The sequence below is a fragment of the Flavobacterium coralii genome (genome assembly GCF_019891545.1).
In the GTDB taxonomy this organism is placed as follows: Bacteria; Bacteroidota; Bacteroidia; order Flavobacteriales; family Flavobacteriaceae; genus Flavobacterium; species Flavobacterium coralii.
In genome coordinates, this window is record NZ_JAHDIU010000002.1 from 34569 (window position 1) to 54411 (window position 19843).

Annotated in this window: 22 protein-coding genes and 1 pseudogene; 17 read left to right on the forward strand and 6 right to left on the reverse strand. The window is 40.5% G+C overall.

Features of this window, described 5'->3' with window-relative positions:
• Nucleotides 1–3: 3 nt before the first annotated feature.
• The 4 genes from KJK34_RS02880 to KJK34_RS02895 form a co-directional block, all read right to left on the reverse strand.
• On the reverse strand, nucleotides 4–1746 hold the full coding sequence (locus KJK34_RS02880; RefSeq protein ID WP_223052356.1) for a PspC domain-containing protein: 1743 nt from the start codon (nucleotides 1744–1746) through the stop codon (nucleotides 4–6).
• A gap of 2 nt (nucleotides 1747–1748) precedes the next feature.
• Nucleotides 1749–2081 carry a PadR family transcriptional regulator gene (locus tag KJK34_RS02885; protein WP_223052357.1) on the reverse strand — a complete coding sequence of 111 codons (333 nt, stop codon included), beginning with the start codon at nucleotides 2079–2081 and terminating at the stop codon, nucleotides 1749–1751.
• A 61-nt stretch (nucleotides 2082–2142) separates the two neighbouring features.
• Nucleotides 2143–2883: a GIN domain-containing protein gene (locus KJK34_RS02890; protein ID WP_223052358.1), complete on the reverse strand. Its 741-nt coding sequence runs from the start codon at nucleotides 2881–2883 to the stop codon at nucleotides 2143–2145.
• 75 nt (nucleotides 2884–2958) lie between these two features.
• Nucleotides 2959–3411, reverse strand: coding sequence for a DUF4870 domain-containing protein (locus tag KJK34_RS02895; protein ID WP_223052359.1), 453 nt, complete (start codon nucleotides 3409–3411; stop codon nucleotides 2959–2961).
• Between the two features lie 157 nt (nucleotides 3412–3568).
• Between KJK34_RS02895 and KJK34_RS02900 the strand changes: the two genes are divergently transcribed.
• Nucleotides 3569–4021 (forward strand): DUF4442 domain-containing protein, encoded by a 453-nt coding sequence (locus tag KJK34_RS02900; protein ID WP_223052360.1) that lies wholly within the window; start codon nucleotides 3569–3571, stop codon nucleotides 4019–4021.
• 103 nt (nucleotides 4022–4124) lie between these two features.
• Nucleotides 4125–5033, forward strand: coding sequence for a TIGR01777 family oxidoreductase (locus tag KJK34_RS02905; RefSeq protein ID WP_223052361.1), 909 nt, complete (start codon nucleotides 4125–4127; stop codon nucleotides 5031–5033).
• A gap of 38 nt (nucleotides 5034–5071) precedes the next feature.
• Here KJK34_RS02905 and KJK34_RS02910 read toward each other — a convergent pair whose 3' ends face one another.
• Nucleotides 5072–5746, reverse strand: coding sequence for a YceI family protein (locus KJK34_RS02910; protein WP_223052362.1), 675 nt, complete (start codon nucleotides 5744–5746; stop codon nucleotides 5072–5074).
• 119 nt (nucleotides 5747–5865) lie between these two features.
• Here KJK34_RS02910 and KJK34_RS02915 point away from each other — a divergent pair, with 119 nt between their 5' ends.
• From KJK34_RS02915 to KJK34_RS02955, 9 genes are all read left to right on the forward strand, one after another.
• Nucleotides 5866–6456, forward strand: a complete 591-nt coding sequence (locus KJK34_RS02915) for a nucleotide exchange factor GrpE (protein WP_223052363.1) — start codon at nucleotides 5866–5868, stop codon at nucleotides 6454–6456.
• A 29-nt stretch (nucleotides 6457–6485) separates the two neighbouring features.
• On the forward strand, nucleotides 6486–7610 hold the full coding sequence (gene dnaJ, locus KJK34_RS02920; protein WP_223052364.1) for a molecular chaperone DnaJ: 1125 nt from the start codon (nucleotides 6486–6488) through the stop codon (nucleotides 7608–7610).
• 235 nt (nucleotides 7611–7845) lie between these two features.
• Entirely contained in the window at nucleotides 7846–8439 is a 594-nt protein-coding gene (locus tag KJK34_RS02925; protein WP_223052365.1) for a DUF3667 domain-containing protein, read from the forward strand.
• A gap of 164 nt (nucleotides 8440–8603) precedes the next feature.
• Nucleotides 8604–9527 (forward strand): ABC transporter ATP-binding protein, encoded by a 924-nt coding sequence (locus tag KJK34_RS02930; RefSeq protein ID WP_223052366.1) that lies wholly within the window; start codon nucleotides 8604–8606, stop codon nucleotides 9525–9527.
• 3 nt (nucleotides 9528–9530) lie between these two features.
• The gene (locus tag KJK34_RS02935) at nucleotides 9531–10829 is read left to right on the forward strand and encodes an ABC transporter permease (protein ID WP_223052367.1); all 1299 of its coding nucleotides are present in this window, start codon (nucleotides 9531–9533) and stop codon (nucleotides 10827–10829) included.
• Nucleotides 10830–10939: 110 nt separating this feature from the next.
• Nucleotides 10940–12103, forward strand: a complete 1164-nt coding sequence (locus tag KJK34_RS02940) for a sigma-54-dependent transcriptional regulator (RefSeq protein ID WP_223052368.1) — start codon at nucleotides 10940–10942, stop codon at nucleotides 12101–12103.
• A gap of 38 nt (nucleotides 12104–12141) precedes the next feature.
• Nucleotides 12142–12789, forward strand: a complete 648-nt coding sequence (locus KJK34_RS02945) for a DEAD/DEAH box helicase (protein ID WP_223052369.1) — start codon at nucleotides 12142–12144, stop codon at nucleotides 12787–12789.
• Between the two features lie 10 nt (nucleotides 12790–12799).
• On the forward strand, nucleotides 12800–13000 hold the full coding sequence (locus KJK34_RS02950; protein ID WP_223052370.1) for a putative signal transducing protein: 201 nt from the start codon (nucleotides 12800–12802) through the stop codon (nucleotides 12998–13000).
• 5 nt (nucleotides 13001–13005) lie between these two features.
• The gene (locus KJK34_RS02955) at nucleotides 13006–13557 is read left to right on the forward strand and encodes a GNAT family N-acetyltransferase (protein WP_223052371.1); all 552 of its coding nucleotides are present in this window, start codon (nucleotides 13006–13008) and stop codon (nucleotides 13555–13557) included.
• Between the two features lies 1 nt (nucleotide 13558).
• On the opposite strand, the gene KJK34_RS02960 is transcribed toward KJK34_RS02955, so the two are convergent.
• Entirely contained in the window at nucleotides 13559–13759 is a 201-nt protein-coding gene (locus tag KJK34_RS02960) for a hypothetical protein (RefSeq protein ID WP_223052372.1), read from the reverse strand.
• 146 nt (nucleotides 13760–13905) lie between these two features.
• Between KJK34_RS02960 and KJK34_RS02965 the strand changes: the two genes are divergently transcribed.
• From KJK34_RS02965 to KJK34_RS02990, 6 genes and pseudogenes are all read left to right on the forward strand, one after another.
• On the forward strand, nucleotides 13906–14529 hold the full coding sequence (locus KJK34_RS02965) for a hypothetical protein (protein ID WP_223052373.1): 624 nt from the start codon (nucleotides 13906–13908) through the stop codon (nucleotides 14527–14529).
• Nucleotides 14530–14537: 8 nt separating this feature from the next.
• Nucleotides 14538–15884: a 2TM domain-containing protein gene (locus tag KJK34_RS02970; protein ID WP_223052374.1), complete on the forward strand. Its 1347-nt coding sequence runs from the start codon at nucleotides 14538–14540 to the stop codon at nucleotides 15882–15884.
• Complete coding sequence (locus KJK34_RS02975; RefSeq protein WP_236937570.1) at nucleotides 15875–16189, forward strand: 2TM domain-containing protein; 315 nt, start codon at nucleotides 15875–15877, stop codon at nucleotides 16187–16189. Before KJK34_RS02970 ends, KJK34_RS02975 begins: the two co-directional genes overlap by 10 nt.
• Nucleotides 16190–16274: 85 nt before the next feature.
• Nucleotides 16275–16518, forward strand: a pseudogene (locus tag KJK34_RS02980) (2TM domain-containing protein).
• A gap of 34 nt (nucleotides 16519–16552) precedes the next feature.
• On the forward strand, nucleotides 16553–17311 hold the full coding sequence (locus KJK34_RS02985; RefSeq protein ID WP_223052375.1) for a LytR/AlgR family response regulator transcription factor: 759 nt from the start codon (nucleotides 16553–16555) through the stop codon (nucleotides 17309–17311).
• A 109-nt stretch (nucleotides 17312–17420) separates the two neighbouring features.
• Nucleotides 17421–19820, forward strand: coding sequence for a glycoside hydrolase family 31 protein (locus KJK34_RS02990; RefSeq protein WP_223052376.1), 2400 nt, complete (start codon nucleotides 17421–17423; stop codon nucleotides 19818–19820).
• Nucleotides 19821–19843: the final 23 nt, after the last annotated feature.

The window sequence follows — 19843 nt, forward strand, 5'->3', positions numbered from 1 at the left end:
TTTTTAGTTATTAGTTCTTGTGCCCGAAATACTGATGTTAAGGCTGTCCTTATCATCTTTAAGGTTAACCCTGATTTCTTCCCCGTTGATTTTTATGTTTCCCGAAGCGCCGCTAAGGTTGATATTCTCTTCCATCATTTCGCCTTCTTCTTCACCGGCCTGCTCATTGCATGTTAAGCATTTTACATTCTGCTCTTCCATACGGTAAACATTTTCGCTGTCAAACCACAGGTCAAAAAAGCTATTATCAGTATCGTCATATTCTTTCACGCTTGCATCAGGATAAAACACCATTCCTTCCGGAAGGTACAGGTACAGCTCTACCTGCTGTCCGCGGTACTTGTGCTCTGAACCTGTTATGAAATAATTGTCTAAAATTAACGTATTTCCTTCAGTTACAAAATTATAATCGATAAAACCTGCCCTTTCGCGTGCCTCAGAAGCTGAATTACCCAAAGATATTTTTTCTATTTGCAGGTAAGGGACAGCCTCGTCAGTTTTCATAATGTACAGGTAAACGTTATTAGAATAGATAATGTTATTACCGTTCATATCCTGCGTAAACCTTAACTCATCTTCTTTATACAACGTTTTGCTGAAATAGCTGTTATACTTAAACTTAATGTTTAGTGTGTCGGCAGGGTTTATGGTAAGCTCTTTACGCTCAAATGTTTTACCCCTGTGGCTTACTTCATTGCTTTCTGCAACACCCACATAAATAAGCCCTGCAATAGAAATTATCCATAATAATAAAAGGGTTGTTTTTGTGATTGTACCAATTGGGCGAAGGTTTTCTACCAGTATCTTTAACCCTAACAGGAAAAGTACAAACAAGGGTATTGCTATGGCAAAGAGCCCCAGCAGCCCTATCAGCCATATAGGTGTGCCCGTGTAGTTGAACCCATCGGCATACGGAAACCATATAGAACGGCCCGGTAGCGATGAAGAGAACAAGGCGATAAAGAACATTATAACAACAGCTATTATAGATACTGCTGCAAATATGGTAATAAACGCACCTATAAGTTTGGCAAAGCCTTTAAATATTGCCGTAAAAACTCTGCCTAATCCGTTTCCCACACGTTCTGCACCGCGCCTGGCATCGTTACCCATTTTCTCATAATCCACATTCTGAAATTTTGTGCCTAAAGCTTCAAACTCCTCGCGCACTTTTTTTTCGATGTTGGAAATATTTATGGGCTCGCCTGTCATTTCAAGCTTCTCGGTAGTGGTTATTGCTTTAGGTATAAGTACCCAAAGCAAAATGTAAATAAATATGCTGGCTCCGAAAGATATAAATAATGATATCACAAATATTATACGAAGCCAAAGCGGGTCTATACGGAAGTAATGTGCAAGCCCGGCGCAAACACCGCCAATCATGGCTTTATCACCATCACGGTAAAACTTCTTGGTGCGCGGCGGTACATATCCGCCTGTGCTGTAGTAGCTGCCGGCTATGCTTTTTTGTGCAGGGCCTTCGTCATCTATCCTGTAGTCTTCCGGCTCGCCCATAATAGCAACCACTTCTTCTACTTCGCGAATGCTTACTACCTGCTTGTCATTCTTCAGCTTTTCATTTAAAAGTTCTGCAATCCTGCCTTCGATGTCGCTCATAATTTCATCTTTGCCGTCAGGGGCAAGCGAGCGCCGTATAGCATCAAAGTAGTGATTTAATTTTTGATAGGCATCTTCATCAATATGGAAGAAAAAACCTCCTAAATTTATACTGACTGTTTTGTTCATGGCTATGCGTTTTGGCTGGTTATTATGTTTACTGCATCGGATAGTTCCGTCCAGGTTATGCTAAGTTCTTTTAAAAATTCTTTTCCTTCATCGGTAAGGCCGTAATACTTTCGCGGCGGCCCCGAGGTAGATTCTTCCCAGCGGTAGCTGAGCAATCCGTCGTTTTTAAGTCTTGTCAGCAGCGGGTAAACCGTACCCTCCACAACAAGCAGCTTTGCGTTTTTAAGGGTGTCGAGTATTTCTGAAGTATAAGCATCTTTCTCTTTAAGTACAGAAAGTATGCAGAACTCGAGTACCCCTTTTCGCATTTGTGCCTTAGTGTTCTCAATATTCATAGGCTGTGTATTTAATGTCGTTCACTTTATTACTTTTTGTGGCTTATATGGCGCCAAATTATTAATTTCTCTTCATTGCAAAGGTATTCTCTGCTAAAATTACCTCGTCGGGAGTGCCGGAGTAGCTTATGGCAGAAGAATTATCAGCATTGGCTTTTACTTTCTGTTTAACGTTAATGGATACAGAAGACAGGTTTACAGCCTGTATGTCTGCCATTTCAGAAGTAAAAGTACCGGCTATTAATGTGCCCCCGCTACAAGTTATATCGCTTTCTTCTGCATGCCCCAGTAGCTTTACATGTGCCCCGCTTCGAATATCGGTAACAAGCTCGCCTGTTACTATACTCCCTTTAAATGCCGCGCCCGATTTTGCTTTTAGTACCATCTTTTCAGTGGCATTGATGTTACCGTTAAACATGGCACCCGTTTTAAGCTCAAGCGATAGCCGGGGAACGTCAATTTCATTTGTAACCCTTACCATTGCCCCCGCCGAAGCCTCTATACTTGCCATGTCATTATCGGTAATATATACCTTAACCGGGCCTGCCGCTGGTATATCAGTGTCACTTTTTACAAGGCTGATGTGCAATGTGTTGTTTTTTAGTTTGGTTACTACATAAGGCAGGTTTTGGCTGCTGCATTCTACTTTTACGCTTTCGGTACTTCCGTGGGTATAAACTACCTCTATACCGTTTTGAACATTAATTGCATTGAAACCTGTAACATTTCTTGTTTCTGCATTTTGAGCTGTGGCTGCCATACCGCTAAGGGCAAGTGCAGCAATTACTAACATTGTTTTCATAAACTGTCCGTTTTTTAATTGATGATTGATTGATGATGATTGATGATTGATTTTGCCCTTACGAGCGTTGGCTGATTATTTTATAAAATTTATGGTTAGCGGATATTTGTAAACTTCGCCGTTGCTGTTTTTTACCGCAGCATAAATAACGAGGCAAAATTCTATCACTTTAAGTGCGGCAAATAATAAAAGTGTAACAACACTTATAATTACTATAGTAGTTATTTTACCGGCTGTAAATTCTTCTGCAATCCAGTTACAGTTATTGCTTAATATAAAGCTGGTGTTGTTAAATATGCTATACAATAATATTGGTAAGGCAATTAGCAGTATACCCACAAAGTAAACCAGCAGGCTAAGCTGAAAGTTAATGGCAGACCTGCCGTTCTTATCTATAAACTCTGATTCTTTTCTTTTCATGCTCCATATCAATACAGGGAATATATAGTTTCCCAATGGAAAGAAATACTGCGTAAAGGTGCTTATCTGAAGCAGTATGGATGCATTCTTGTCGGCTGTTGTTATCATAGTACAGGTTATTAGCTATTAATATTTTATGCAAATATATGTTTGTAAAAAGGTATTATGCAATACAAAGTACTAATATTTAACAAAATTTTAACAAATTGAGATAATGTGGTTTGTTACATAAATTATGAGTATATTCGTTTAAAATTAGGCTATTATGCAGTTTACACCTTCTAATCTAAATACATTCTTATTCTTTAAATTACCTTCTGCTTATTGGTGCGGAGTCCGTGTTAAGCAGATAAGCGGGAAGGCATGTACCGCTACAGTAAAGCATAAATGGTTCAACCAAAACCCATTTAACTCTATGTATTTTGCAGTGCAGGCCATGGCGGCCGAACTGACTACAGGAGCTTTAATGATGTATCATATAAACCGGAGCGGTAAAAAAATATCAATGCTGGTTGCCAATAATAAAGCTACATTCAGCAAAAAAGCCAAAGGCCGGATAACGTTCAGTTGCATGCAGGGTGATATGGCGGAGCAGGTAATTGCTAAGGCTGTTGCAACGGGAGAGGGGCAAACTGTATGGATGACTGCACAGGGTAAAGATGAAAGTGGCGATACTGTTTCTGTAATGGAATTTGAATGGACAATCAAAGCCAAATAATTTACATCAACTTTCTAAAACAATAGTTAAAGGCTTGTTTATTTAACTTTTAATTATAGCTTGTATATCAGGGTTACGTCTATATTTGTTAAAAATAGGAATCATGAGAGTGTTAGTAACGGGAGCCACCGGGCTGATTGGCAATGAACTTGTTTCGCTCCTGCTTAAAAATGGTGTGTATATAAATTACCTGACCACTTCGGAAGATAAACTGCAAAGCGAGCAGCGTTACAGCGGTTTCTACTGGAATCCTGACAATGGCAATATAGATGAGAACTGTATTGATGATGTAGATGCCATTATTCACCTTGCAGGGGCTTCGGTATCTAAAAGGTGGACTAAGGCTTACAAACAGGAAATACTGGAAAGCCGTATACTTTCTACCAATGTGCTGTACAGCCTGCTAAAAAACAAGCCTAATAAGGTAAGACAGTTTATATCTGCATCGGCTATTGGTATCTATCCCGACAGTAAGGAAAAAGTATATTCTGAAGAGAGTACTGAAACGGATAACTCATTTTTAGGCAATGTGGTAAAAAAGTGGGAAGAAGCTGTAGATCAGATAAAAAGGCTGGATATTAAAGTCGCCAAAGTAAGGACAGGCATTGTGCTTTCGGGTAACGGGGGCGCACTTACAGAAATGGCTAAGCCGGTAAAAATGGGTGTTGGCTCTCCGCTTGGCACGGGTAAGCAAATGCAGTCGTGGATACATATTCAGGACCTGGTAGGTATTTACTATTATATACTTACGCATGAACTTGACGGTGTATATAATGCAGTTGCGCCATATCCTGTTACCAATGCAACGCTTATGAAAACTGTTGCCAAAGTACTAAATATGCCATTTTTTATGCCTAATGTGCCCAAGTTTATGCTTGAAGCGGTTTTAGGCGAAATGCACCAGATTTTACTAAGCAGCCAGAATGTTAGCGCCCGTAAAATAATTGGCGATGGTTACCAATTTAAATACCTTTCTTTAGAAAAAGCTATAAAAGAGGCGTTAAAGAAGTAATTGCTTTAACGCCTTAATTGAATTACTGTTAGTAATTCTTATTTTTTCTTCGCCTTTACTTTAACTTTCAGCTTTATATCATCATTTATATACTTATCGCCCAGGTTTTCAAAAACACTTTTAGACGAATAATTTATATTCCATAATGTCCTGTTTATTGTAAATTCCTCACTTTCAATATTTACACTATCAGGAGTTACAGCCACTTTAGCCGGAAAGGTAATATTCTTGGTAATATCTTTCAGGGTCAGGTTACCCTCAATCATATTAAGGCTGTCCTTTATTTTTATTCCAGTAATTTCAAAAGTACCCGTAGGATATTTTTTAATATTAAAAAAATGGTCGGCATTACCTTCCTTTAATCCTTTCAGGTGATTTTCAAGGTCAATCCTTTCTTTGCCTTCTTTAGGATCGGTTACAGTAATGGTTGCCATATCCAGTATAAAGCTCCCGCTTTCCAGCGAATCGTTTTTTACAAAGATATCCCCTTTTTGCAGGCTAATGGTACCACTATGAGTACCTGTGGGCTTAGAGCCGGTCCATTCTATTACAGAAGCCAAAGTATCGGTTATATATTTTTGCGAGGCCGGCGGAATGGTTTTTGCTTCCACAGGCTCTGCAATTTCGGCTTCGGGGGCATCGCCTTCGTTTTTGCACGAAATCAGTGTTGCAAGCACAAAAAAGGGCAGCAGGTAAAATTGCCTTACAGTCATAGTTAAATTCAGCTACATTGGTTATTGTACTAAAGTTACAAAATAAGCCTGTGACAATTTGACATTTTATTTTTTTTGGCAATACTTTTGCATTTCAATGTCAGACAATTTTACAGTAAATGTTCAAGAAAATATTTAGAAATATGAGCCAGGAAAATTCTGAAAACAAAGAGAAAGATTTAAACCAAGAAAATATACAGCAGGAGCAGGAAGTTGTTGAAAATGAAAATGAAGCGGCTATACCTTCGGCAGAAGAACTTAGCCCCGAACAGAAACTAAAAGAAGAGCTTGCTGCTGAAAAAGATAAATTTTTACGCCTGTTTGCAGAATTTGAGAACTATAAGAAAAGGACATCTAAAGAGCGTGTAGAGCTTTTTAAGACTGCCAATCAGGAAGTTTTGCTTGCGTTACTGCCTGTACTTGATGATTTTGACAGGGCTATGGCACAAATTGCCAAAACTGAAGATGAAGCACTGCTTAAAGGTGTAGAGCTTATACACAATAAGTTCAGGGACACCTTAAAATCTAAAGGACTGGAGCAGGTAGAGCTAAAGGCAGGAGATGATTTTAATGCAGATTTTGCAGAGGCAATAACACAGATACCTGCCCCGGCAGACGAGCTTAAAGGCAAAATTGTAGATGTGGTGGAGAAAGGATATAAGCTTGGTGATAAAATAATACGTTTCCCTAAGGTTGTGTTAGGCAACTAATAAGGAGATTGAAGAAACCTTAAAAAGCAATGAAGAAAGATTATTACGAAATACTGGGCATAGACAAAAGTGCAAGTGCAGAGCAGATAAAAAAGGCTTACCGTAAAAAAGCCATCGAATTTCACCCTGATAAAAACCCGGGTAATAAAGAGGCTGAAGAAAACTTTAAGCTTGCTGCAGAAGCCTATGAGGTACTAAGCGACCCTGATAAAAAAGCCCGTTACGACCAGTACGGCCATGCTGCTTTTAAAAATGGTGGCTTTGGCGGCGGTGGCGGTATGAATATGGATGACATATTCAGCCAGTTTGGCGATATATTCGGCAGTGCTTTTGGCGGAGGCTTTGGCGGTTTCGGAGGCTTTGGCGGCGGTGGCGGCCAGCGCCGTGTTAAAGGCAGCAACCTGCGTATTAAAGTAAAGCTTACACTGGAAGAAATTGCAAACGGTGTAGAAAAGAAAATAAAAGTAAAACGCAAGGTGCAGGCACCGGGCGTTAGCTATAAAACCTGCTCTACCTGTAACGGCAGCGGCCAGGTAATGAAAATAACCAATACCATACTTGGTCGTATGCAAACGGCAAGCACCTGCCATGTGTGCGGGGGCAGCGGACAGATTATTGAAAGCAAGCCGCCACAGGCTGATGCTCAGGGTATGGTTATGGCTGATGATGCAGTATCTATAAAAATACCTGCGGGTGTGGCAGACGGTATGCAATTAAAAGTTTCCGGTAAGGGTAATGATGCCCCGGGCGGCAACAGCATACCGGGCGACCTTATTGTAGTAATAGAAGAAGTTGAGCACGAAACACTTAAGCGAGAAGGCGAAAACCTTCATCTTGATCTGTACATAAGTTTTGCCGAGGCTGCACTTGGCACCAGTAAAGATATTGAAACCGTTAACGGTAAAGTACGCATAAAGCTGGAAGAAGGTATACAGTCGGGTAAGATATTAAGGCTTAAAGGCAAAGGCGTACCAAGCATAAACAGCTATGGCAGCGGCGACCTTTTAGTGCATGTTAACGTATGGACACCCAAAACATTATCCCGCGAACAGCGCCAGTTTTTTGAGAAATCACTTACAGATGAAAACTTTGTTCCGCACCCGGAAAAGTCGGATAAATCTTTTTTTGAAAAAGTTAAAGATATGTTTTCATAATTTAAGATAATTTTTTAAATTTGAATCCACTAGTTAACTAGTGGATTTTTCTTTTTCATAGCAATTTTTCCCATCCTTGTGCAAATAAGGGTGGGTTTTTTTATATTTGGAAAAACTGTAATCAGCTATGCAACACAACAATTGCCTTAATTGCGGAACTGAACTTGCCGGTAGATTTTGTTTTGCTTGCGGTCAGAAAGCAAATACTCACCGGATTACCGCAAAACATTTTTTAATGCACGATCTTATACATGGGGTGTGGCACCTTGACAGGGGTATGCTTTATACCCTTAAAGCTTTATTTATACGCCCCGGCTACATGGCAAAAGAGTACATAGAGGGCAAGCGTGTGCAGTACTATAATATTTTTTACCTGTTGCTGCTCATGTTTGCGGTAATATTTTTTGTAGAGTCTTGGATGGGTACACACCAGGATAGCTTTCATTATAAGGCCACCTATCTTACATTTATACCCATATATGCTTCACTTGGGTTCCTGTTCTTCAGGAGGATGAAATATAATTTTTTTGAACATATTATAGTAGCTGCGGTAGTGGTATTTTGGCAGCAGATAATTAACCTTATAAGTATCATAGAACCGGAAGCTACAAGTATTAATATGTATTATGCAATGACAATTCTTCACATAATTGTCGCTTTTCTCTTCCCTACCATAATTTACTACCAGTTAACAAAAGAAAAATTTAAACCTTTAGGAATACTGTGGAGAATAATTTGTATTGTAGTAATAGCAACTATTTTTCATAATTATTTTGTTTCTTACACCGGACTTCTTATCAGATCAGTATTAAAATGGCTGCAACATTAATGTAATTGCCATTATTACTAATGATTACCTGAACTACTATACATAATTTAAGGTAGTTTTTCCTATACCTGCGGACAAGAAGCATAAACAGACCGCATAGCTGTAAAACATTTTACAGCCACACATTAATCATTATATTTACATCTGCAAACACAAGCCAAATAATGGAATCCATTTTACAAGTTAATAACGTTGTTAAGCAATATGGCAATTATACTGCACTTAACAATGTTTCCTTACAAGTGCCCAAAGGCAGTATATATGGGCTGCTTGGCCCCAACGGTGCCGGAAAAACATCTCTTATACGTATAATCAACCAGATAACCATGCCCGACAGTGGCGAAGTGTGGCTTGATGGTGAGCGGCTAAACCCCTCGCACATTAGCCATATTGGCTATATGCCCGAAGAGCGCGGGCTTTACAAATCGATGAAGGTAGGGGAGCAGGCATTATACCTTGCACAGCTTAAAGGCCTTAGTAAAACCGAGGCGAAAACACAACTGGAATACTGGTTTAAAAAACTGGAAATAGAAGGCTGGTGGAACAAAAAGATTCAGGAGCTAAGTAAAGGTATGGCCCAAAAAATACAATTTGTGGTTACTGTGCTGCACCGCCCAAAGCTGCTGATATTGGATGAGCCTTTTAGCGGGTTCGACCCTGTAAATGCCAACATCATAAAAGACGAAATATTGGAGCTGCGTGATAAAGGCACAACCGTAATCTTCTCTACACACCGCATGGAGAGTGTAGAAGATATGTGCGACCATATTGCGCTTATTCATAAATCGAACAAGCTGATAGAAGGCAGGCTGCACGATGTCAAGCGCCAGTACCGTAGCAATACGTTTGAAGTAGGCATAATTCCGTATAACCTGCAGGCGCTGCTTGCGGATATCAATCTTAAATATGAAACCCGCCAGGCAAGCTTTAAAACCCTTGATGACGAGCTGAAGCTGGAGGTTAAGCTGCCGGACGGCGGCAATTCGCGCGATTTGCTGCAATACCTGTTGCAACATGGTAATGTAACCTATTTTGTAGAGAAGATACCAAGCGTTAACGATATATTCATTAAAACCGTAAGCCAGTAAACTATGAGCCTTTCCCTTATAATAAAAAGAGAGTTTAACGCAAAGGTGCGTAATAAGTCGTTTATAGTAATGACGTTTCTCAGTCCGTTGCTCATTGTGGCTATGGGTGCACTGGTGGGTTACCTTGCCACGCTTAACAGCGACCAGGTAAACCAGGTAGCCATACATGATTCGGCAGGTTTGCTTAAATCAGATTTTAAAGACGGCAAGAATGTAAAATATACAGACCTCTCAGCTATGCCTTTAGATGTGGCTAAAAAAGAAGTGTCTGAAAGTGAATCGTATGAAGGATTAATTTATGTACCTGCAACAGACAGCCTGTCTCAGCTTGCCACTACAGTTGAATACATTTCCAACGATTCGCCCAACCTTGACTTTGTAGCAACCATAGAAGATGTGGTAGATAATAAGCTGACACGCAATAACCTGAAAGAACTGGGTTTTGATTATGATAAGATAGAGCAGGCAAAAGCCAGTTCTAAAATACACCTGAGCAAATTTTCGGGAGAGGAAACGTTTAAGGAAGCCAGTATCATAAAAATAATTATTGGCGGTATATCCGGTTACCTTATCATGATGTTCGTAATCATATACGGCAATATGGTAATGCGCAGCGTTATAGAAGAAAAAACCAACCGTATTATCGAGATTATAATCTCTTCTGTAAAGCCATTTAAACTGATGATGGGTAAAATCATAGGCACATCGTTAGCAGGTATATTACAGTTTATTATATGGGTAATATTGGGGCTTGGGCTTATATTTTTATTGAGTTCTTTATTTGGCGTTCAGGTGGGTGCAGCCGCACAGCCGCAGGCTGCCGAAGCCTCTAAAGAGGCAATGGATGGCATACAGCTTTACCTTAGCGAAATATGGAAACTACCATTGCTAACCATCTTTTTCTCTTTCATTATTTATTTTATAGGTGGGTATTTTCTGTACAGCTCTTTGTATGCTGCCATAGGCGCGGCTGTAGATAGTGAAACCGATTCGCAGCAGTTCCTGCTGCCTATTATTATGCCGCTTATGCTTGGGGTATATGTAGGTTTCTTTACAGTAATAAGCGACCCTCACGGCACTGTTGCCACTGTTTTCAGTATGATACCGCTTACCTCGCCAATAGTAATGCTGATGCGCATACCATTTGGTGTACCGCTTTGGGAACTGCTGGTTTCAGTAGCCATACTCTTTATAACTTTCTTTGCAGTAGTGTGGTTTGCTGCCAAAATATACCGTATCGGTATATTAATGTATGGCAAGAAACCAACATATAAAGAAATGTTTAAGTGGCTTAAGTACTAAACAGGTTCTAAAATAAGTTAAAAAATAAATAGAAAGTTGTTGGCATTTATTTTAAGCCATAACTTAGAAGTTAGTAATACATCTGAATACAAAATTAAATCAGTACCTAAATGCCTAAGATACTAATTATAGAAGACGAAGCCGCTATACGCCGTGTACTCGGTAAAATCCTTACAGAGGAAAGCAATACTTATACTGTTGAGGAAGCAGAAGACGGACTGGCAGGCCTTGAGAAGATAAAGAACGAAGATTATGACCTTGTACTTTGCGATATAAAAATGCCCAAGATGGATGGCGTTGAGGTTCTGGAGGCAGTTAAAAAGATAAAACCGGAAACCCCGATGGTAATGATTTCGGGGCATGGTGATTTAGAGACTGCCATACAAACCATGCGTTTGGGTGCTTATGACTATATATCGAAACCACCAGACCTTAACCGCCTGCTCAACACGGTAAGGAATGCGCTTGACCGCAAAACGCTGGTTACTGAAAACAAAATGCTGAAAAAGAAAGTCAGCAAGAATTATGAAATGGTAGGTAACAGCAGCGCTATAGGCCATATAAAAGATATTATAGAAAAAGTAGCTCCTACAGATGCACGCGTGCTCATTACAGGCCCAAATGGTACCGGTAAAGAGCTTGTGGCACACTGGCTGCACGAAAAGAGCGAACGCGCTGCTGCACCTTTTATAGAGGTTAACTGTGCCGCTATACCCAGCGAGCTGATAGAAAGTGAGCTTTTCGGGCATGTTAAGGGTGCGTTTACAAGTGCTGTAAAAGACAGGGCAGGTAAGTTTGAAGCGGCAGATAAAGGCACTATTTTCCTGGATGAAATAGGCGATATGAGCCTTCCGGCACAGGCAAAGGTGTTGCGTGCCCTTCAGGAGAATATGATTCAGCGTGTGGGAGCCGAAAAAGATATTAAGGTGGATGTGCGCGTAGTAGCAGCAACCAACAAAGATCTCAAAAAAGAAATTGAGGAAGGCCGTTTCAGGGAAGACCTTTACCACCGCCTTGCGGTAATATTGATAAAAGTGCCTGCACTTAATGACAGGCGCGATGATATACCGTTACTGGTAAACCATTTTGCAGAAAAAATTTCTGCGGAACAGGGAACAGCACAAAAAAAGTTTACAGACGATGCCGTTAAGCTGTTGCAGGAGTATGACTGGACAGGTAATATAAGGGAACTTCGCAACGTGGTAGAACGCCTTATTATATTAGGCGGTGCAGAAATATCTGAAACAGATGTAAAACTTTTTGCAAGTAAATAATCTTTAATCATATACTTTAAGTTTAAAATTCATAATAATTGGATAAACCATTTCTAAAAAAAATAAATCCCGGCCTGCAAAAGGCTCTTGAAGAAGCAGGGCTTACAGAGCCTACAGAGTTGCAAAAAGAAACTTTCGGTACTATAAAAAGTGGTGCCGACTGTGTTGTGGCTGCACCCGATGGCGGCGGCAAAACCACAGCAATAGTAATTAATGTAATACAAAAGCTTGAAAAGGCTTTTGAGCAGTCGCCGCGTGCGCTTATAGTAGTGCAGGATAAAGCCCGAGTGCAGGAAATGCAGGAAATGTTCAGGCAGTATGGCAGCTATACCAATTTGCGTGTATATGGCGTGTATGAGCAGGGTGATATCGATTATGACAAAAACCAGATTTCGGTAGGCATAGATGTGCTTGTCGGCACACCAAACAGGCTTAATGAAATGTTTGGCTCTGCAGGTTATGATGTTAACCAGTTAAAAATGTTTATTGTTGATGACCTGGAAGCAATGCTTAAGGTAAGGCTTGAACCTAAGCTGACAAGGTTAAGCAACAGTATATCTAAAACACAGCGAATATTTTTCACTGATATTATAACAGAAAGAGTGGAGTTTTTCGCCGACAGGTTAATGGTTGAGCCACTGTTTTTTGAAATGGACGACGAAGAGTTTGATGAAGAAACCGATTAAATAACCAACCATGGTAAAAGTATTTTCAGGTAGCGAGGTAATGGCGCTTTCAGCGAAGAACAAGCTGGAGGAGTCAGGTATCGCAGTAATTACCAAAAATAATATACAGTCGGGTGCAATGGTTGGATTAAGCCCGATAGGCCAGGCTGTTGAACTCTATGTAAATGATAACGATGCCCAACGGGCAAAAGATATTCTTGCTGAAATATAATAGTGATGCTTATAGCACCTTTTGAATCGGAACGCCTGTATTACCGTGAGCTTCTGCCTGAAGATGCCGAAGCTATGTTTGCTATGGATAACAATCCTGAAGTACATCTTTACCTGGGTAAAAATCCTATACAGTCTATAGAGGAGACCCGCAAAGTTATAGATTATGTAAGGCAGCAGTATATAGATAACGGAGTAGGGCGCATGGCTGCCATACTTAAAGAAACTAATGAATTTATAGGCTGGGTAGGCTTAAAGCTGGAGCGTAATGTTAACGGGCATGAAACCTTTTATGATATTGGCTACAGGTTGTTACCACAGTTTTGGGGTAAGGGTTATGCTACAGAATCGGCAATAGCGTTTGTAGATTACGGATTTAATGTATTAAAAGCTGAAAAGATATGTGCCTATGCCGATGCTGATAATAAAGCATCGCGCAGGGCTTTGGAAAAAGCAGGGCTGCGCTATATTTCTACCTTCGAATCTGATTATCTTAAAAGCAGTAATGGCAGCGAAATGGCTGTATGGTACGAAATAGAAAATCCTTCTTTCAAATAAGTTACCTCCTGCTTTTCCTCTTAGCGATACCTTTATTACCAAATAAATAACCCATTGCCAATCCCGCAGCTATCCAAAGGGGTACACCCATTATAATTTTATAGTAGCTGAGTTTTTCGCCGTCCAGCATCGGCAGCGCAATTATGGTTAAAACATATAGCGCCACTCCCCATAAAAGGCCATTGCGCACCCATTTTTTCATAACTATTTTTTTAGAGCGTCAAAGTTACTTAAATAACTTACAATTCATCCTCTAAATTCTACAGTTGGGTAATTTACATTTTTACGGCAGTACGTTATGCCGCAACTTTGTCATGTAAATAATCAACAACCTCTAAATCATAAATCATGAAAAAATTTGTCACCTACTTATTAGTACTTGCCTGTGGGGCTGCTATGGCACAATCTCAATTTGAAACAGGAATGCAAAAAGCATTCGCTTTGTGGACCGAAGATAAACCTGCTGAAGCATCGGCTGTGTTTGAACGTATTGCTTCCGCCGAACCGCAAAACTGGCTTCCGTCATATTATGTGGCGCTTGTTAATACTACAGAGGCTTTTCGTGCACAAGACAAGAAAACAGTACCTGCGCTGCTTGCCAAAGCACAGGAGGCACAGGATAAAGCTATGATGATTGCACCCGATAATGCCGAACTGCTGGTAATGCAGGCGATGATACACACTGCATGGATAGCTTATGACCCTATGACTAACGGCATGAAGCTGTCAGCAAAGGTAAACGGCTTGTATGCAAAAGCCATTAAAATAGCACCTAATAACCCGCGCGTGGTGTTTTGTAAAGCAGAATTTGATATGGGCGCGGCTGCTTATTTTGGTAATGATACTGCACCCATGTGTGCCGAAATTGCCCGCGCCGCAGAACTTTTTGCTAACTTTAAGCCTGAAACACCTTTTCACCCTAACTGGGGGCAGGACAGGGCACAGCAAAAGCTGGAAGAATGTAATAAATAACATGAGCTATGGTTAACGCAACAGTAAAACAGTTTTTAAGGGCATTTGGGCTTGGGGTTATCATCTTTGTGGTACTGGCAATAATTGCTGTTGCATCGGGGCAGGAGCTCGTGTGGGATTTTATCCTGTTCACAAAGTTTTTATACACAATGCTTTATACCCTGTCACTATATGCTGCCAACAGCCTGGTGTTTGGGGCAATGGCAAAGATATTCCCTCCCGGTAAAATGCCTTTACTGCGTGTAGTAACCGGGTTTGTATGTTCTTTTGTAGTTTCGCTTGCGGTAATTTTCCTGTTGCGCATTTTTGAAGATGTAGTGATGGAAGGAGAAACCTTGCGACAGTTTTTTGAGGAAGAAAAGCTTTCCAACTATTACGTTGCCATGATAATCACGCTGATTATCAGTATTGCTGTACATGCATTTCATTTTTACAGAAAGTACCAGGAAAACAGGGTTAAGCAGGAAAAGATTATTGCCGGCACGGCCTCTGCAAAGTTTGAAACATTAAAGAACCAGATAGACCCGCACTTCCTCTTTAACAGCCTTAATGTGCTAAGCTCACTTATAGAGGAAGACCCCGACAGTGCGCAGCGGTTTACAACTTCATTATCTAAAGTGTACCGCTACGTGCTGGAGCAGCGCGATAAAGAACTGGTTAGTGTGCAGGAGGAACTCACTTTTGCAAAAACATACATGAATTTGCTTAAAATGAGGTTCGAAAACAGCATTCATTTTGAAATGCCTGATAATGTTCCTGATAGCAGTGCCTGGGTAGTGCCCTTATCGCTGCAACTGCTTTTAGAGAATACTATAAAACACAATATTGTGAGCCAGCAAAAACCGCTTCATATAAAAATTTTTATGGAAAAGGGATACCTGGTTGTGCAGAATGATTTCAGGAAGAAGGAAGTATTGCAGGACAGGCGAGGCGTAGGCCTTCAAAACATTATAAGCCGCTATGCCATAATCACCAAAAGGCAGGTGGTAATAGAACAGACAGAAAAATATTTTACGGTAAAACTACCAATATTAACAGAACAAGTAGCCATTATGGAAATATCGGTATTTGAAGAAACAGAAAGCAGCTATTTTAAAGCGCAGAAAAAAGTAGAAGAAATCAAAAGTTTTTACGGGCATTTAAGCTCATATATTTTAGTGAACATTGGCCTTACTATTATTAACCTTATAACATCTCCCGGCAGTTTGTGGTTTATATACCCTGCACTGGGCTGGGGTGTAGGGCTTGCCGTACACGGAATGAGCGTATTTAACTTCCTGCCTTTTTTGGGTAAAGACTGGGAAGACCGCAAGATAAGGCAGTATATGGAACAGGAACAAAACAAATGGAAATAATTATGGAGGCAAACAACAATAAGCTCGCTTATGAGCGTGCACGCAAAAAGGTAAAAGACATTAAAGGCTTTTACGTTAACCTGATGTGTTATTGCATTGTAATCCCTATACTTATATTTTTTAACCTGTACTACACCCCGCAGTACTACTGGTTCCTGTTTTCTATGATAGGGTGGGGCAGCGGGCTACTGATACACGGCCTTGCCGCATTCGGCTATATGCCGTTTATGAGCAGGGAATGGGAAGAAAAAAAGCTGAAAAAATTTCTGGAAGAAGAAAAACAACAACGTTCAAAATTCAGGTAAGATGGAAAATAATTTAGATGAACAGATTCGTTACGACCGTGCCAGTAAAAGGGTTCGTAACATTAAAGGGTTTTATATGCACCTGATGGCTTACATTCTTGTAAACAGTTTTTTATTGCTGTTGCATTATGCCAATCTTGCTGAGGGAGAAAGCTTTTTTACCTTCGGGGCATTCAGCACGGCTTTCTTGGGGATTTGGCCTTTTGCTTCATGGTATAGGTACATTTGGGCCTGCAGTCTTTTTAGGTAATAACTGGGAAGAACGCAAAATACGCCAGCTTATGCAGCAGGAAGAAGAGCGCAAAGCAAGAAACAACACTAACCACTGATTTAAAAACACAACTAACTTTACCAATTATAAACATGAATGTTATTATTATAGAAGACGAAAAACCTGCGGCAAGGCTTTTGCAGCGCAAATTACAGAAACTGGATGTACAGGCACAGGTAATGCTGCATTCGGTAGAAGAGGCTGTAGAATGGTTTTCCGCCAATACGCATCCTGACCTTATATTCCTCGACATACAGCTTTCAGACGGGTTGTCGTTTGAAATATTTGAAAATGTTACTATTGATAGCGCAGTAATTTTTACAACGGCTTATGATGAATATGCACTGCGCGCATTTAAACTCAACAGCATAGATTACCTGCTGAAACCTATTGATGAAGACGAACTCGCCTCTGCCATTGATAAGTACAGGCAGCACCGCCCGCAGCAGCAAAACCTTTCGCTTGATTTCGAAGAAATAAAGAAGATGCTCGTAAACCCAATAGAAAAAAGCTATAAAAAACGTTTTGCAATAAAGATGGGGCAGCACCTTAAAATGATAAATACAGACGATGCCGAATGTTTTTTCAGTGAAAATAAAGGTACGTATATCCATACAACCGATAACAGGGATTACCTGCTTGAAACCACACTTGAACAACTGGAGGCAGAGCTTGACCCTGCACGCTTTTACAGGGTAAGCCGCAAACATATCATCAACGTAGATGCGGTGAAAGATATATTGGTTTATACCAATTCACGCCTAAAGGTGATATTGCCTACTTATACCGAAGATGAGGTTATAGTAAGCCGCGAGCGTGTCAATGCTTTCAGGGAATGGCTGGGTAATTAAAATAAATTTTATTAACACGCCAACGTTTTCGTTAAAAATATATAGATGCTGTATGCGTAACATGGATGTAACTTTATAAATTTGAAGATTTTGTACATAATATTACTCCATGATTACAAATACCGAACTCGAACATAAAGGAGACCAGTACCCGTTACAGGTTACCGATTTTAAAAAAGAAGTTGACAGCGTATATTTTTATACATCTAATGATGTAATTTTAAAGCTAACGGTTTTTCGCGACAGCCTTATCCGTTTTAGGTTTACTACCAAAGGCTATTTTAACGATGATTTTTCGTATGCCATTGATGAAAACCACTCAAGAGGTTTTAACCATTTCGAACTTACCGAAGAAGAAGATTTTTATAAAGTTACAACCAGCAAGTTGCTTGTTTACATAAACCGTAAAGATCTCCGTTCTAAAATAACCGATCTTGAAGGTAATGTACTGCTTGAAGACGAGCAGGGTTTCCACTGGGAAGAAACGTATGAATATGGCGGAAATATCGTAAAAATGAGTAAGCTCTCTCCTGACGGTGAAAATTTTTACGGGCTTGGCGATAAAGCAACGCACCTTAACCTAAAAGGTAAAAGACTTGAAAACTGGGCTACTGACCAGTATGCTTTTCAGAAAGACCAGGAACCGTTATATAAGTCAGTGCCGTTTTACATAGGGCTTAAAGGAAAAATTGCCTACGGCGTTTTCTTCGATAATACCTTCCGAAGCTTTTTTGATTTTTGCCAGGAACGCCGTAATGTCGCCAGTTTTTGGGCAGATGGCGGCGAAATGAATTATTATTTCTTTTACGGGCCGCAGATGCAGGAAGTGGTAACATCTTACACCGACCTTACCGGCAAGCCTGAACTACCGCCACTTTGGGCGTTGGGCTATCATCAGTGCAAATGGAGCTATTACCCTGAAAGCAAGGTAAAAGAAATAACATCAAAATTCAGGGAGCTTAAAATACCATGTGATGCTATTTACCTTGATATAGATTATATGGAAGGTTTCCGTTGCTTTACATGGAACAAAGATTATTTCCCCGAACCGAAACGAATGGTTGATGAGCTGGCACAGGATGGCTTTAAAACCATTGTTATTATAGACCCGGGCATAAAGATAGATAAAGACTACTGGGTATATAATGAGGCAATAGCTAACGATTATTTCTGTAAGCGTGCCGATGGCCCTTACATGAAAGGCAAAGTATGGCCGGGCGAATGTAACTTCCCGGATTATACTAACCCTGCTGTACGCGAATGGTGGGCAGGGCTGTTTAAAGAGTTGATAGCAGAAATAGGTGTTAAGGGTGTGTGGAATGATATGAACGAGCCTGCTGTTATGGAAGTGCCAACCAAAACATTCCCACTGGATGTAAGGCACGATTATGACGGGTACCCATGCAGCCACCGCAAAGCCCATAATATATATGGCACACAGATGGCGCGTGCCACTTATGAAGGTGTCAAACGTTTTTCTTATCCTAAGAGGCCTTTTATCATAACACGTTCTGCTTATTCGGGTGCACAGCGATATACATCGTCATGGACAGGCGATAACGTTGCAACTTGGGAGCACCTTTGGGTGGCTAACGTTCAGGTGCAGCGCATGAGCCTTAGCGGTATGGGCTTTACAGGCAGTGATATCGGCGGTTTTGCCGAGCAGCCTACAGGAGAACTTTACGCAAGGTGGATTCAGCTTGGGGTGTTTCACCCGTTTTGCCGCACGCACTCATCGGGCCATCATGGCGACCAGGAGCCGTGGGCATTTGATGAAGAAGTTATAAATGTAACCCGCAAATTTATAGAGCTGCGCTACCAGTTGCTGCCTTACCTGTACACTATGTTCTGGCAATATATTGATGAAGGCATACCAATGCTTAAGCCCCTGGTTTATTTTGACCAGGAGGATGCGCAGACACATTATCGTACAGACGAATTTATTTTTGGTAACCAGATACTGGTTTGCCCAATATTAGAGCCGAACGCTGTAGGGCGCAGGATGTATGTGCCACGCGGTAGCTGGTATAATTACTGGAACAATGAACTTGTATCGGGTGGGAAAGAAATGTGGGTAGATGTAAGCTTCGACCAGATACCAATTTTTGTAAAAGCCGGTGCTGTAATACCTAAATATCCGGTGCAGCAGTATGTGGGCGAATTACAATTTGATGAGCTCACGCTTGATGCTTACTACAAAGACGGTAAAGAAGTATCTAAAGTATTTGAAGATGCTCAGGATGGATATGATTATACCAAAGGGCGATACAGCCTCCGCACTTTTACCTTTACAGGAAAAGAAAAGGAAATCGTAATACGCCAGCATAAAGAAGGTAAGTACATAACCCCTTACAGCCGCTTTAAGATTAATCTTATAGGGCTGCCTTTTGAAATTAAATCGGTAGAGGTTGATAACGAGGTGGTTTCGCTAGAAGACTTACAATTAAATATTCACAATAGTTTAACGGTTATTAAGGATTTTTCTGAATTACATATTAAAGGTATTTAGTAAATTTGAATGTAATTTAATAA

Bases quoted from the DNA above. Each gene is read 5' to 3' on its own strand.
- KJK34_RS02880 (WP_223052356.1), bottom strand. From the start codon at position 1,746: ATGAACAAAACAGTCAGTATAAATTTAGGAGGTTTTTTCTTCCATATT.
- KJK34_RS02885 (WP_223052357.1), bottom strand. From the start codon at position 2,081: ATGAATATTGAGAACACTAAGGCACAAATGCGAAAAGGGGTACTCGAG.
- KJK34_RS02890 (WP_223052358.1), bottom strand. From the start codon at position 2,883: ATGAAAACAATGTTAGTAATTGCTGCACTTGCCCTTAGCGGTATGGCA.
- KJK34_RS02895 (WP_223052359.1), bottom strand. From the start codon at position 3,411: ATGATAACAACAGCCGACAAGAATGCATCCATACTGCTTCAGATAAGC.
- KJK34_RS02900 (WP_223052360.1), top strand. From the start codon at position 3,569: ATGCAGTTTACACCTTCTAATCTAAATACATTCTTATTCTTTAAATTA.
- KJK34_RS02905 (WP_223052361.1), top strand. From the start codon at position 4,125: ATGAGAGTGTTAGTAACGGGAGCCACCGGGCTGATTGGCAATGAACTT.
- KJK34_RS02910 (WP_223052362.1), bottom strand. From the start codon at position 5,746: ATGACTGTAAGGCAATTTTACCTGCTGCCCTTTTTTGTGCTTGCAACA.
- KJK34_RS02915 (WP_223052363.1), top strand. From the start codon at position 5,866: ATGTTCAAGAAAATATTTAGAAATATGAGCCAGGAAAATTCTGAAAAC.
- dnaJ (WP_223052364.1), top strand. From the start codon at position 6,486: ATGAAGAAAGATTATTACGAAATACTGGGCATAGACAAAAGTGCAAGT.
- KJK34_RS02925 (WP_223052365.1), top strand. From the start codon at position 7,846: ATGCACGATCTTATACATGGGGTGTGGCACCTTGACAGGGGTATGCTT.
- KJK34_RS02930 (WP_223052366.1), top strand. From the start codon at position 8,604: ATGGAATCCATTTTACAAGTTAATAACGTTGTTAAGCAATATGGCAAT.
- KJK34_RS02935 (WP_223052367.1), top strand. From the start codon at position 9,531: ATGAGCCTTTCCCTTATAATAAAAAGAGAGTTTAACGCAAAGGTGCGT.
- KJK34_RS02940 (WP_223052368.1), top strand. From the start codon at position 10,940: ATGCCTAAGATACTAATTATAGAAGACGAAGCCGCTATACGCCGTGTA.
- KJK34_RS02950 (WP_223052370.1), top strand. From the start codon at position 12,800: ATGGTAAAAGTATTTTCAGGTAGCGAGGTAATGGCGCTTTCAGCGAAG.
- KJK34_RS02955 (WP_223052371.1), top strand. From the start codon at position 13,006: ATGCTTATAGCACCTTTTGAATCGGAACGCCTGTATTACCGTGAGCTT.
- KJK34_RS02960 (WP_223052372.1), bottom strand. From the start codon at position 13,759: ATGAAAAAATGGGTGCGCAATGGCCTTTTATGGGGAGTGGCGCTATAT.
- KJK34_RS02965 (WP_223052373.1), top strand. From the start codon at position 13,906: ATGAAAAAATTTGTCACCTACTTATTAGTACTTGCCTGTGGGGCTGCT.
- KJK34_RS02970 (WP_223052374.1), top strand. From the start codon at position 14,538: ATGGTTAACGCAACAGTAAAACAGTTTTTAAGGGCATTTGGGCTTGGG.
- KJK34_RS02975 (WP_236937570.1), top strand. From the start codon at position 15,875: ATGGAAATAATTATGGAGGCAAACAACAATAAGCTCGCTTATGAGCGT.
- KJK34_RS02985 (WP_223052375.1), top strand. From the start codon at position 16,553: ATGAATGTTATTATTATAGAAGACGAAAAACCTGCGGCAAGGCTTTTG.
- KJK34_RS02990 (WP_223052376.1), top strand. From the start codon at position 17,421: ATGATTACAAATACCGAACTCGAACATAAAGGAGACCAGTACCCGTTA.